A 12,102-nucleotide genomic window follows, 5' to 3' on the forward strand; every position below is an offset into this window, starting at 1 on the left:
CGAGTTGTTCGAGCTTTATGTCGAGACCCAATTGGCCCCAACCTTGCAAGCCGGCGATGTGATCATTCTCGACAACCTGTCATCCCACAAAAGCCCCAAGGCCGCAGATGCCATGCGTTCGGTCGGTGCATGGTTTCTCTTCCTGCCGCCCTACAGCCCGGATCTGAACCCCATTGAAATGGCCTTTTCAAAGCTCAAGGCGTTGATCCGGCGGGCCGCCGCACGGACATACGATGACCTTTGGCGGGTCGTTGGCAATGTCTGCGATCTCTTCACTGAGGAAGAGTGCTACAACTTCTTCAAGGCCGCAGGCTATGAAACTGATTGAACGCAACCCGCTCTAGTGAAGCTTTCCAGTAGCATTACCCCGAATAGCGACGCGCCAGAAGTAAGCCAACCTCAACTCCCCCCACCCCCATCAACCAACGCCGCGATAATCGCCATCGCGCTCTCGCTGTCCCAATGGGCGTCCCCCTGCAGGCGGGCGATCTCATTGCCCTCGGGGTCGAGGATCACCGTGATTGGCAGACCGAAGACGCCCATCTGACGCGCGAGTGCGCTTTTGGGGTCGCGGTAGAGCGGCAGGTTGTCGACCCCGATCTCGTCAAAGAACGCCTTCATCGCCGGGGGCGGGTTGCGACCCGTGGCGATGGTGACGACGGCGAACTCCTCGCCGCCCATCTGGGTCTGCAGGTTCGACAGCATCGGCATTTCCACCCGGCACGGCGCGCACCATGTGGCCCAGAAATTGAGCACGATATGCTTGCCGAGGTAGTCGGCGAGCGTGGCGGTGGAGCCGTCCTCACGCTCGAATTCCACCTGCGGGGCCGGTTTGGGCGCGGAATGGAATATGAGCTTCTTCATGTCCCCCTCGCGCAGCGCCTCGAGTGCCGTGGTATCGGCGAGCGCGGCGTTTGCACCGAGCGCGAGGGCCATATAAAGGACGATCTGACGAATGGTTTTCATAAATCCCTCCGAAGGGCAAAAGACATGACTGACACGACCTCGAACCAGATGTGGGGCGGCCGCTTTGCCGCCGGGCCGGATGCGATCATGGAGGCAATTAATGCCTCGATCACCTTCGACAAGCGGATGGCGGCGCAGGATATCGCCGGGTCGCGTGCCCATGCCGCCATGCTGGCCGCCACGGATATCGTCAGTGATAGTGATGCCGAGGCCATGAGGGAAGGGCTTCTCACGGTCTTGTCAGAGATCGAGGGCGGGGATTTCACCTTTTCCGCCGCCCTCGAAGACATCCACATGAATGTCGAGGCGCGGTTGAAGGAGATCGTGGGCCCCGCCGCCGGACGGCTGCACACGGGGCGCTCGCGCAACGATCAGGTGGCCACCGATTTCCGCCTCTGGGTGCGCGATCAACTGGACGCCGCCGATGGCGCGCTGGTGGCGCTGATGCGCGCGCTGGTCGCACAGGCCGAGGCGGGTGCGGATTGGGTGATGCCCGGTTTCACCCACCTTCAGACCGCGCAGCCGGTGACCTGGGGCCATCACATGATGGCCTATGTCGAGATGTTCGGGCGCGACCTGAGCCGGGTGCGCGATGCCCGCGCGCGGATGAACGAATGCCCCCTGGGCGCGGCGGCGCTGGCCGGAACGTCCTTTCCGATTGACCGCGAGATGACGGCGCAGGCGTTGGGCTTTGACCGCCCCTGCGCCAATTCCCTCGATGCCGTCAGCGACCGCGATTTCGCGCTGGAGTTTCTCGGCACGGCCAGCATCTGCGCGATGCATCTCAGCCGCTTTGCCGAGGAACTGGTGATCTGGTCCTCGGCGCAGTTCCGCTTTGTCGCCCTGTCGGACCGGTTTTCCACCGGGTCGAGCATCATGCCGCAAAAGAAGAACCCCGATGCAGCGGAGCTCATTCGCGCCAAGGTGGGGCGGATTTTCGGCGCCAACGTGGCGCTGATGATGGTGATGAAGGGCCTGCCGCTGGCCTATTCCAAGGATATGCAGGAGGACAAGGAACAGGTCTTCGATGCCGCCGACAACCTGATGCTGGCGCTCGCGGCGATGGAGGGCATGGTGCGCGACATGGCTGCCCAGAAGGACAATCTGGAGGTCGCCGCCGGGTCGGGCTTTTCCACCGCGACGGACCTGGCCGACTGGCTGGTCCGCGTGCTCGACATGCCGTTTCGCGAGGCGCATCATGTCACCGGCAGCCTCGTGGCCCGCGCCGAGGCCAAGGGCTGTGACCTGCCCGACCTCAGCCTTGACGAGATGCAGCTAGTGCATGGCGAAATCGACGCGTCTGTCTATGATGTGCTGGGCGTGCATAATTCGGTGGCCTCACGGATGAGCTATGGCGGCACCGCCCCCGAACAGGTGCGCGCGCAGGTGGCACGGTGGAAGGAGCGTCTGGGATGACAAGAGCGGTTCTGACAGTACTGGCGCTGATCGCGCTTGCAGGCTGCGGCGCGGATGGCGATCCGGTGCGCCCCTCGGTCAACACCACGGTGAGCGCGGGCACCGGCGGCGTGCACACGAGCGTCAGCACCGGCGTGCGCGTCGGCGGCGTGAATGTCGGCGTCGGTGTCGGCCTATGAGATGGGTCTTTGCCGCACTGGCGCTCTGGGGCGCGGTGCATCCGATGTACTGGTTCATGTCCTACATGGCTGCGAACGACTGGAGTCTCGCGGCGCTGATCGACGCTTGGTATGTCAATGAAAGTACGACCGGGCTGACGTGGGACCTGACCATCGCCGCCGTGGCGCTCACCGTCTGGGTGCTGGTCGAGGCGGTGCGGCACCGCCACTGGGCCGGACTTATTGCGATTCCTGCGACCTTCTGCATCGGGGTCAGCTGCGGCTTGCCGCTTTACCTCTTCCTGCGCACGTCGCGAGAGGTGTAAGGGCCGGATTTGAGTATTTTGGGCAAGATGAAGCGGGGCGGGACAGCGCGTGGATCATTTTCTCTATCGTGACGGCGTACTGCACGCCGAGGATGTGCCGCTGGCGGAGATCGCCGAGGCGGTGGGCACGCCGTTCTATTGCTATTCCACCGCGACCCTGACGCGGCATTTCCGGCTGTTCGACGAGGCGCTGGAGGGCATGGATCACCTCGTGTGCTATGCCATGAAGGCGGCCAGCAATCAGGCCATTCTGCGCACGCTGGCGGGGCTTGGCGCGGGGATGGACGTGGTCTCGGGCGGCGAATACATGCGCGCCCTTGCGGCGGGCGTGCCGGGGGAGCGGATCGTCTTTTCCGGCGTCGGCAAGACCCGGGACGAGATGCGTCTGGCGCTGGAGGGCGGTATCCGGCAGTTCAACGTCGAGAGCGAGCCCGAGATGCGCGCGCTGAGCGAGGTGGCGGTAAGCCTCGGTGTCGTGGCCCCGATCACCGTGCGGGTCAATCCGGATGTGGACGCCAAGACCCATGCCAAGATCGCCACCGGCAAGAGCGAGAACAAGTTCGGCATCCCGATCTCGCGCGCCCGCGCCGTCTATGCCGAGGCCGCCGCCCTGCCGGGGATCGAGGTGATCGGCATCGACGTACATATCGGCAGCCAACTGACCGAGTTGGAGCCGTTTCGGCAGGCCTATCAGAAGGTGGCGGACCTCACCGAGGAGTTGCGCGCCGAGGGGCATGACATTCGCCGTCTCGACCTCGGGGGCGGTTTGGGCATTCCCTACACCCGCTCGAACGAGGCGCCGCCGCTGCCTACGGATTACGGCGCGCTGATTCGCGAGACATTGGGTCATCTGGGCTGCGAGATCGAGATCGAGCCGGGGCGGTTGGTGGCTGGGAATGCCGGAATTCTGGTCAGCGAGGTGATCTATGTGAAAGAGGGCGAGGGCCGCGATTTCCTGATCCTCGATGCGGCGATGAACGATCTGATCCGCCCGGCCATGTATGACGCGCATCATGATATCATTCCCGTGGTGGAACCCGCGCCGGGCGTCGAGCAAACCCCCTATGACGTGGTCGGCCCGGTCTGCGAATCGGGCGACACCTTTGCGCGCGGCCGCATGCTGCCGCCCTTGGCCGAAGGCGAGTTGGTGGCGTTCCGCAGTGCCGGGGCCTATGGTGCGGTGATGTCGAGCGAGTACAATACCCGCCCCCTGATCCCCGAGGTTCTGGTCAATGGGCGTGAATTTGCCGTGATCCGGGCACGCCCGACCTTTGACGAAATGATAAATCGCGATACCATCCCTGAATGGCTATGACGCGATGCGCGCGTCGGGCCGAGGAGAGGCGCGGCCCATGGCGAAGACGCGAAACCCCCTGAACGACGTGACGGCGCGGCTGCGGCGGCCCTTGCTGCTGACCTGGGCCGGGCTGATCGCCGAGCGGCTGGTGCGCGCCTTCTGGCCGGTCTGGAGCCTGTTGGCGGGGGCGGCCGCGCTGGTCATGCTGGGCGTTCAGGACATGGTGAGTGTCGAGGCGGTGTGGACCGGGCTGATGCTGGGCGGTCTTGCGCTGGTGGTCTTCGCGCTGCGCGGTGCGTCGCGGTTCCACTTCCCGACCCGGTCGGAGGCGCTGGCCCGCCTCGATGCGACATTGCCGGGGCGACCCTTGGCGGCATTGGCCGATACGCAGGCTGTGGGCGCGCAGGACGTCGGATCACAGGCACTCTGGCGTGCGCATCAGGATCGGATGGCAGTCCGCGCGGCGCAGGCGAAGGCGGTCGAGCCTGATCTGCGCCTGTCGCGGCAGGACCCGTTCGGGCTGCGTTACGTGGCGTTGCTCGGGCTGGTGGTGGCGCTGCTTTTCGGCTCTGTCTGGCGTGCGGGCTCGGTGGCCGAGATGGTGCCGGGCGCCGGTCGCGGCGCCGCGCTCGCCTCGGGCCCGACATGGGAGGGCTGGATCGAACCGCCCGCCTATACCGGTTTGCCGAGCCTATATCTGGCCGATCAGTCAGGTGTGATCGAGGTGCCCGAGGGCAGTGAAATTACCCTGCGATTTTATGGCGAGGTCGGCGCGCTCAGCCTGAGCGAAACGGTATCGGGCCGCGCCGGTGACGTGCCGCTCGCGACCGGGACGGAACAGGAATTCAGCATCGCGCAGGATGGCGAGATGCGCATCGACGGCCCCGGTGGCCGCAGCTGGCAGGTCGAGGCGATCGCCGATTCCGCGCCGCGCGTGGCCGTGCTGGAGAGCGAGGCCAAGACCGCCTTTGACGGGCAGATGAGCCAGCCTTTTGAGGCACGCGACGATTACGGCGTCGTGGCCGGGGGCGCTGTCTTTGAGTTGGACATGGACCGCATCGACCGGCGTTATGGTCTGAGCGCCGAGCCGGAGCCGCGCGAGGCGATCCGGCTCGATCTGCCGATGCCACTGGCGGGGGATCGCAGCGACTTCACCGAGACATTGATCGAGAACCTCTCGGAGCATCCTTGGGCGCATCTGCCGGTGACGCTGAGGTTGCGGGTCGAGGATGCGGCGGGGCAGGAGGGTCTCTCGGAGCTCGTCGAGATGAAGCTGCCCGCCCGGCGCTTCTTCAACCCGATGGCGGCGGCGGTGATCGAACAGCGTCGCGATCTTTTGTGGTCGCGCGACAATGCAGCCCGCGTGGCGCAAGTGCTGCGCGCGGTCTCCTACCAGCCGCGCGAGGGGCTGTTCCGGTCGGAAAAGGCCTATCTGCGGCTGCGGGTGATCCTGCGGCAACTGGAGGCGGGGATCGACAGCGACGGGCTTAGCGGCAATGAGCGCGACGAGATCGCGCAGGCGCTGTGGGATCTGGGCGTGCTCTTGGAAGATGGCGATGTGGGCGACGCGTTGGAGCGGATGCGCGCCGCGCAGGAGCGGCTGAGCGAGGCGATGAAGAACGATGCCAGCGAAGAGGAGATCGCCCGGCTGATGCAGGAATTGCGCGACGCCACGCAGGATTACCTGCGCCAGAAGATGCAGCAGGCGCAGCGTGATGACCCCGAGAACAGCGGCGATCAGCAGAGCGCCGAGAACATGATGCAGATGAACCAGCAGGATCTGCAGGACATGATGGACCGCATTCAGGAACTGATGGAACAGGGCCGTTTTGCCGAGGCGCAGCAGGCGCTGGAAGAGTTCCAGCAGATGATGGAGAACATGCAGGTCACCCAGGGCCAGGGCCAGCAGGGCCAGTCGCCGGGGCAACAGGCGATGGAGGGTCTGGCCGAGACGCTGCGCGAACAGCAGGGCCTGTCGGATCAGGCGTTCCGCGACCTGCAGGAACAGTTCAACCCCGGCGCGCAATCCGGCCAGTCGCAGGGCAACGAGGGCCAAAGCGGCGGCGAGGGCCGGGGCCAGAGCCATGACGGGCAGCCGGGCCAAGGCGGTCAGGGCGGCCAGCAGCAGGGCCAGGGCGGCGAAGGTCAGGAGCGCGCCGAGGACGGTCAGGGCGGGCAGGGAGCCGAAGGCGAACTGGCCGACCGGCAAGAGGCGCTGCGCCGCGAACTGGAGCGGCAGCGGCAGGGTCTGCCGGGCTTGGGCGGCGAGGCCGGAGAGGCCGCGCGCGAGTCGCTGGAACGGGCCGAACGCTCGATGCAAGGGGCCGAAGAGGCGCTGCGCAACGACGATCTGGCCGGGGCCATCGACGATCAGGCCGACGCCATGGAGGCGCTGCGCGAGGGCATGCGCAACATGGGCGAGGCGATGGCGGAACAGCAGAACCCCGGCGGGCAGGGCCAACAGGACGGCCCGCCGGGACAGGCGCAGGCCGACCCGCTGGGCCGCGAGGCCGGGCAGGGACGGCGCGCGGGCACGCAGGACAACCTGTTGCAGGGCGAGGATGTCTATCGCCGGGCGCGCGATCTGCTCGATGAGATCCGGCGGCGCTCGGGCGAGGGCGACCGGCCCGACGTGGAACTCGACTACCTCGAACGCTTGCTGGACCGGTTCTGATCCGGGTGGCAAGGCCTTTGCAAAAGGCCTTCGCCCGTGGCTGATGGTGCTTTGAAGTGGTGAGAGAGGGGCGCTTGGTTTCGCCTAAACCCGACATACGCACCACCCGCGCGAAACGCACCGAAGGTGCCGCGCGATTGTCATGCCAGAGGCATGCCTCCGGCATGACGCCGTCCCGCGGCCTGGCGATTTGATAGGGTGCGCAACGTGTTGAGTTTAGAATGACTTGGCTGGGATCAAGTACCCGGCAAAGCCGTTGCGTCGCCAGTCCCCGGCCCTGCGATCACGCGGCACCTTCTGCGGGTCATTCAATGGCATCTCCAAGCCCAAAACCACCCCGTCAGACCACCAGCGCCCCTACTGCGCCAGCGCCGCATCCACCACCGGCTGCCATGTCTCCTCATTGGCGGCGCGCCACTCGGCGGCGACCTCGGCCACCGGGCGGCCCTCCTGTTCGACGGCGACCATCAGCGCCTCCTGCGTCTCGGTGTCGATCTGGAAATCCTCCAGCATGTACCACGCGGCGGGCCATTTGATCTTGGTCCCCTTGATCACCGTCTTCACTGCCTCGAGCGAGGGAATGCCGCAATCGCCGGGCAGGTCCGGGTTGGCCCCCCAGCTTGGGGTTTCATAACAGGCGGCCTCGGGCGTGGGCAGGGTGACAAAGCGCAGATCCTGCGCTGCCACCGCCCAATGCGGACGCCAGAACATCACCAGCGCCGGATCGCCCGAGGCGCTGGCCTCGGTCAGGGTCTGCGACAGGTCGGCCTCGGACGCGGCGGGCCGCACCTCGAAGGGCAGGCCCATGGCCTCGATGATCCCGGCGGCAGGGCCTTCCCACTCTTCGGGATAATCCACCACCGTGAGACCCGACAGGGCGGCGCAATCGCGCAGTGCCTCCCACGCGGGCAGGCCGGGGCAGGTCGCGTCCATATGCGCGGGATAGGCGAGGCCCTCCGACAGGGTCACACCCAACTCGCCCATCTCCTGCAAGTCGCCATCGAGGATCATGTCGCGGTAATTGCCCGGTGCGCGGGCCTCCCAGACCTCGACATTGACGTCGATGCGGCCCTGCCGCATGTCGCTGAAGACACGCATCTGATCGGCCTCGACATACTCGACCGTGTATCCCATGGCGCCGAGCACCTCACCGGCCACATGTGCGGAAATCTGTGCGCCGGTTTCGGGCAGAAGCGCCAGCCGGATCGCCGTTTCGGTATCGCCGAGATCGGCGGCATGGGTCGCGGCGGGCAGAGTCAGGCCGATCAAGGCCATGGCGCGGATTTTGGATTGCATTTCAAGCTCTTGGTACAATTTTCGGGCGCGTGGCCCGCATGGGTCAAACGGTCGGCCCGGAAAGCAGGGTGCTAAAAAGCGTTTGCGAGTAATGTGAAGGCACTTTCCGAGTCGGGCGCACGATAGCATGCGCGTCAGACAGTGCACCTGTTTTCGTAAAGGGAGGGCGAATTCAGGGAGGGTGGTGGTGATGGCCTGAGGCGGACCTTCATTGACGCACCTGCGCGAAACGCGGCCGAAGGCCGCCGCGCATCGCCGTGCCGCCCCCCGGCGCGGCGATTTGGCTGCAGCCTGCTCTGCGCTCTGATGTTTTTCGGGCTTGGCTGGCATAAAACACTGCCAAACAGATGTTGGATCGCCACACCGCGGCACGACGCTGCGCGGCTAGCTCCAACGGAAACAACATACCAAAATACCCGCCATCCGCCCGCCCCATGCACGACATCGGACATCGGCTGCGTGGGTCAGTTCGCCGGGCCACCGATTTGCGCGATGACGCGCGACACGAGATCGTTGAGCTGCGTGCGCGCCGCGTTCACCGCCTCGACATATTGCGCCAGCGGGGCCTCGGCAGCGGGGATCATCTGCGCAATGCTGGATGCCGTCAGGTAGACGATGGTTGCCAGCACGAAGGTGATCACCGCCAGCCGGAACCCCGACCGAAAGCCGCTGCGCCGGCTGGACATCGGCACCTCTTCGGGCAGCGCCGCCGCCGCCGCCGTGTCGCCGCGCTCCCCGCTCGAGGTCAGCGACGAGTTGATCTCTTCGATATCGGGCAGCAGATTGCGCCGCGAGGACGGGTCGATATCGTCGTCGCGGCTTTCGTTGACCTGCTCTTCGGAGGGCGCGGGCGGGGGCGTCTCGCCGCCGCCGCGCAGACGTTCCATCCGGGCGCGGGCCTGACGGCTGCGCTCATCCTCGGATATGCCGGGATCGGAAAGGCCCAGATCCGGCTGGGTCTCAAGCCCGCCCGCCCCCTCGGCGGCACGGGCGGCACGCTCGCGCTCGGCCTCTTCGCGCAGGATGTCCGACACGTTCGGATCGAGCCTGCGCTGCGCGGGCGGCTCTTCGGGTGCGGCCTCGGCTGCAGGCTCCGCCACGGGTTCGGGCATTGGCTCCGCCACCGGTTCGGGCGCCCGGTCAGCCACCGGTTCGGGCGCCCGGTCAGCCACCGGTTCGGACACCGGTTCGATCATTGGCTCCGCTACCGGTTCTGGCGCAGGGTCCGGGTCTGCCTCGGGTGTGGCGGTCTCAGGCGGGACGGCGTACTCGTCCGGCTGCTCCTCGGCCTCGGCGGGGGCATGGTCGGGGTGATGCTGAAACCAGGTATCGCCGCAATTGGAGCATTGCACATCACGCCCCGAGGTCGGGATTACCGCCTCCGGCACCTCGTATTGCGCCCCGCAATTCGGGCAAGTCAGCCTCATGGTGCCACCTGTCGCCTGTTCCGTGTCGCCGTTCTCCGGCCCCCTGTCCTCAATCGAAAGCATAAGCGGTTCTTTGCCTTGGGAAAAGAGCAAAGCGAATCACGCGCTCGATCATTGCACATGTGTGGCCTCTGGGGCATTTAGGGAGGACATGCGTATTGAGGGGCAGCCCGTGATCGAGCTGGAAGATGTGGCCTACAACTATGGCGGGGGCGAGTTGCTCAGCGAGGTGTCGCTGTCGCTCAGTCCCGGGTCGTTCCATTTCCTGACCGGGCCGTCGGGGGCGGGCAAGACCACGCTCCTGAAGCTGTGTTACGGCGCGCTGGTGCCCACATCGGGGCAGTTGCGCCTGTTCGGCCAGGACCGGCGCGAGATGGGGCGCGACGATATCGCCACGGTGCGGCGGCGCGTCGGCGTGGTGCATCAGGATTGCCAGTTTCTCGATCACCTCAGCGTGGAGGACAACATCGCCCTGCCGCTCAGCGTGTCGGGGCGTGACCTTCTGGCCGAGGGGGCCAATCTCAAGGAGCTGATCGGCTGGGTCGGCCTGCGCGAGCGCGCCAAGGCGCGGCCGCCGGAACTGTCGGGCGGCGAGCGGCAGCGCGCGGCGCTGGCGCGCGCGGTGATCATGTCGCCCGACGTGATCCTCGCCGATGAGCCCACCGGCAATGTCGACTGGGAGATGTCGCAACGCCTGCTGCGCCTGCTGATCGAGCTTAATCTCATGGGCAAGACGATCCTGATCGCGACCCATGATCTGGCCCTTATCCGGGCCGCCAAGGCCCATGTGCAGGCGCGGGTCCTGCGCATCGCGGCGCGGCGGCTGCAACTGGCGGGGGCGGATCTGTGAAGCTGGATATCAAGGCTCTTGGCGACCTGCTGATCGGGGATGCGCAGGCGGACCGGGTGGTGCCGCCCACCGGGTTCACCGCATGGCTCACGCTGTTCAGTGCGGGGGCGATGGCGTTCCTCGCGGTGTTTGCGCTGGCGCTGTCGCTGGCGACGGGGCGTCTGGCCGAACGCTGGGGGGACGAGCTGGCGCGCACCGCGACGGTGCGCATTTCCGCACCCGAGGCGCAGATGGCGGCGCAGACCGCCGCCGCGCTGCGCGTGCTTGAGACGACGACCGGCGTGGCCCGCGCCCGCGCACTCGACGATGCCGAGCAGGCCGCCCTGCTCGAGCCATGGTTTGGCCCGGACCTGCCGATCGACCAACTGCCGGTGCCCCGCCTGATCGAGGTGATCGAGACCGCCGACGGGGTTGATGCCGAGGGGCTGCGCCTGCGCCTGCAGGCCGAAGTGCCGGGCGCGGTGCTCGACGATCACACGCGCTGGCGCGCGCCGCTGGTGCGGGCCGCCGACCGGCTGCGCCTCCTGGGCTGGCTGTCGCTGATACTGATCGGCGGCGCGACGGCGGCGATGATCACGCTGGCGGCCAACGCCGCCCTTGCCGCCAATGCGCAGGTCATACAGGTGCTGCGCCTTGTGGGCGCGCGCGACAGCTATATCGCGCGGGCCTTCGTGCGGCGCTTCACGCTCCGGGCCCTCGGTGGGGCCGCCATCGGCATGGTGCTGGGCTGTCTCGCCATTCTCGCCCTGCCGAGCGCCGATGCGGCGGGCGGCTTTCTGACCGGGCTCGGGTTTCAGGGCTGGCACTGGCTCTGGCCGCCGTTGGTGCCGGTTCTGGCCGCCCTGGTCGCGTTCTTCGCGACCCGTGCCGCGGCGCGCAAGACGCTGGAGGAGATGCCGTGATGCAGGCGGTTCAATGGCTTCGGTCGCTGGTTTTCGTGGTGTTCATCTACGCGATGATGCCGGTTCTGGGGCTCCTCTACCTGCCCTGGGCGCTGCTCAGCCGCAAGGGCGCGCTGGCGGCCTGCCATGCCTGGTGCCGCGTGGTGCGCTGGGCCGCGCGCTGGATGGTGGGCCTGCGCACCGAGGTGCGCGGCACGCCGCCCGAGGACGAGGTGCTGATCGTCGCCAAACACCAGAGTTTCCTCGACATCATCCTGATCTACGGGTCGGTCCCGGCGGGCAAGTTCATCATGAAGCGCGAATTAATGTATGCGCCGGTGATCGGGCAATACGCGCTGCGCATCGGCTGCGTGCCGGTGGACCGGGGCAAGCGCAGCGCCGCCATCAAGCAGATGGTCGCCGATGTCGGCAAGGGGCGGCTTGAGCCCGGGCAGTTGATCATCTACCCGCAGGGCACCCGCATCGCACCAGGGGTCAAGGCTCCCTACAAGGTGGGCTCGGGCGTGCTCTATCACGAATTGGGTCAGGATTGCGTGCCTGTGGCCACCAATGTCGGCGTGTTCTGGCCGCGCAAGGGCATCTTGCGCAAGCCGGGCCTCGCGGTGGTGGAATTCCTGCCGCGTATCGAGGCCGGTCTGGGCAAGGAGGTGTTCATGGAACGGCTCGAAGACGAGATCGAGACCGCCTCCAACCGGCTCATGCGCGAGGCCGGGTTCGACCCGGAAAAGGCGGGCTGAGCGGTGCCGCGTCGGTGTGGAATGGCCTGGAGCGGTCGTTGCCATGAGCCGCG

The 12,102-nt window shown here is 66.7% G+C and carries 12 protein-coding genes; 9 read left to right on the forward strand and 3 right to left on the reverse strand.

The window, feature by feature from the left end; genetic code table 11:
* A partial coding sequence (locus tag BMX04_RS06015; protein ID WP_139194507.1) for a transposase occupies positions 1–328 on the forward strand: 328 nt, incomplete at its 5' end.
* 71 nt (positions 329–399) lie between these two features.
* Here BMX04_RS06015 and BMX04_RS06020 read toward each other — a convergent pair.
* Positions 400–966: a TlpA family protein disulfide reductase gene (locus BMX04_RS06020; RefSeq protein WP_074785445.1), complete on the reverse strand. Its 567-nt coding sequence runs from the start codon at positions 964–966 to the stop codon at positions 400–402.
* Between the two features lie 24 nt (positions 967–990).
* On the opposite strand from BMX04_RS06020, the gene argH reads away from it, so the two are divergent.
* From argH to BMX04_RS06045, 5 genes are read left to right on the forward strand one after another with little or no spacing between them, the layout of a single operon-like run.
* Positions 991–2,382: an argininosuccinate lyase gene (gene argH / locus BMX04_RS06025; protein ID WP_074785446.1), complete on the forward strand. Its 1,392-nt coding sequence runs from the start codon at positions 991–993 to the stop codon at positions 2,380–2,382.
* Positions 2,379–2,561 (forward strand): argininosuccinate lyase, encoded by a 183-nt coding sequence (locus BMX04_RS06030; protein WP_074785447.1) that lies wholly within the window; start codon positions 2,379–2,381, stop codon positions 2,559–2,561. The genes argH and BMX04_RS06030 overlap by 4 nt, the downstream gene beginning before the upstream one ends.
* Positions 2,558–2,866 carry a DUF2834 domain-containing protein gene (locus BMX04_RS06035; protein WP_074785448.1) on the forward strand — a complete coding sequence of 103 codons (309 nt, stop codon included), beginning with the start codon at positions 2,558–2,560 and terminating at the stop codon, positions 2,864–2,866. The genes BMX04_RS06030 and BMX04_RS06035 overlap by 4 nt, the downstream gene beginning before the upstream one ends.
* 49 nt (positions 2,867–2,915) lie before the next feature.
* On the forward strand, positions 2,916–4,181 hold the full coding sequence (lysA, locus tag BMX04_RS06040) for a diaminopimelate decarboxylase (RefSeq protein ID WP_074785449.1): 1,266 nt from the start codon (positions 2,916–2,918) through the stop codon (positions 4,179–4,181).
* 37 nt (positions 4,182–4,218) lie between these two features.
* Complete coding sequence (locus tag BMX04_RS06045) at positions 4,219–6,837, forward strand: TIGR02302 family protein (protein ID WP_074785450.1); 2,619 nt, start codon at positions 4,219–4,221, stop codon at positions 6,835–6,837.
* 357 nt (positions 6,838–7,194) lie between these two features.
* On the opposite strand, the gene BMX04_RS06050 is transcribed toward BMX04_RS06045, so the two are convergent.
* Both BMX04_RS06050 and BMX04_RS06055 read right to left on the reverse strand, forming a co-directional pair.
* Positions 7,195–8,133, reverse strand: coding sequence for an ABC transporter substrate-binding protein (locus BMX04_RS06050; protein ID WP_074785451.1), 939 nt, complete (start codon positions 8,131–8,133; stop codon positions 7,195–7,197).
* A gap of 464 nt (positions 8,134–8,597) precedes the next feature.
* On the reverse strand, positions 8,598–9,560 hold the full coding sequence (locus tag BMX04_RS06055) for a zinc-ribbon domain-containing protein (RefSeq protein ID WP_074785617.1): 963 nt from the start codon (positions 9,558–9,560) through the stop codon (positions 8,598–8,600).
* A gap of 172 nt (positions 9,561–9,732) precedes the next feature.
* Here BMX04_RS06055 and BMX04_RS06060 point away from each other — a divergent pair, with 172 nt between their 5' ends.
* The 3 genes from BMX04_RS06060 to BMX04_RS06070 are packed head-to-tail and all read left to right on the forward strand — an operon-like array spanning position 9,733 to position 12,049.
* Positions 9,733–10,410: a cell division ATP-binding protein FtsE gene (locus tag BMX04_RS06060; protein ID WP_074785618.1), complete on the forward strand. Its 678-nt coding sequence runs from the start codon at positions 9,733–9,735 to the stop codon at positions 10,408–10,410.
* Entirely contained in the window at positions 10,407–11,312 is a 906-nt protein-coding gene (locus BMX04_RS06065) for a cell division protein FtsX (protein WP_074785452.1), read from the forward strand. The genes BMX04_RS06060 and BMX04_RS06065 overlap by 4 nt, the downstream gene beginning before the upstream one ends.
* Positions 11,309–12,049: a lysophospholipid acyltransferase family protein gene (locus BMX04_RS06070; protein WP_139194508.1), complete on the forward strand. Its 741-nt coding sequence runs from the start codon at positions 11,309–11,311 to the stop codon at positions 12,047–12,049. The genes BMX04_RS06065 and BMX04_RS06070 overlap by 4 nt, the downstream gene beginning before the upstream one ends.
* Positions 12,050–12,102: the final 53 nt, after the last annotated feature.

The sequence above is a fragment of the Roseovarius tolerans genome (genome assembly GCF_900109855.1).
Taxonomy (GTDB): domain Bacteria; phylum Pseudomonadota; class Alphaproteobacteria; order Rhodobacterales; family Rhodobacteraceae; genus Roseovarius; species Roseovarius tolerans.

Excerpts from the sequence above, each read along its gene's own strand:
- BMX04_RS06035 (WP_074785448.1), top strand. The coding sequence starts at position 2,558 with ATGAGATGGGTCTTTGCCGCACTGGCGCTCTGGGGCGCGGTGCATCCG.
- argH (WP_074785446.1), top strand. The coding sequence starts at position 991 with ATGACTGACACGACCTCGAACCAGATGTGGGGCGGCCGCTTTGCCGCC.
- BMX04_RS06050 (WP_074785451.1), bottom strand. The coding sequence starts at position 8,133 with ATGCAATCCAAAATCCGCGCCATGGCCTTGATCGGCCTGACTCTGCCC.
- BMX04_RS06030 (WP_074785447.1), top strand. The coding sequence starts at position 2,379 with ATGACAAGAGCGGTTCTGACAGTACTGGCGCTGATCGCGCTTGCAGGC.
- BMX04_RS06020 (WP_074785445.1), bottom strand. The coding sequence starts at position 966 with ATGAAAACCATTCGTCAGATCGTCCTTTATATGGCCCTCGCGCTCGGT.
- BMX04_RS06055 (WP_074785617.1), bottom strand. The coding sequence starts at position 9,560 with ATGAGGCTGACTTGCCCGAATTGCGGGGCGCAATACGAGGTGCCGGAG.
- BMX04_RS06045 (WP_074785450.1), top strand. The coding sequence starts at position 4,219 with ATGGCGAAGACGCGAAACCCCCTGAACGACGTGACGGCGCGGCTGCGG.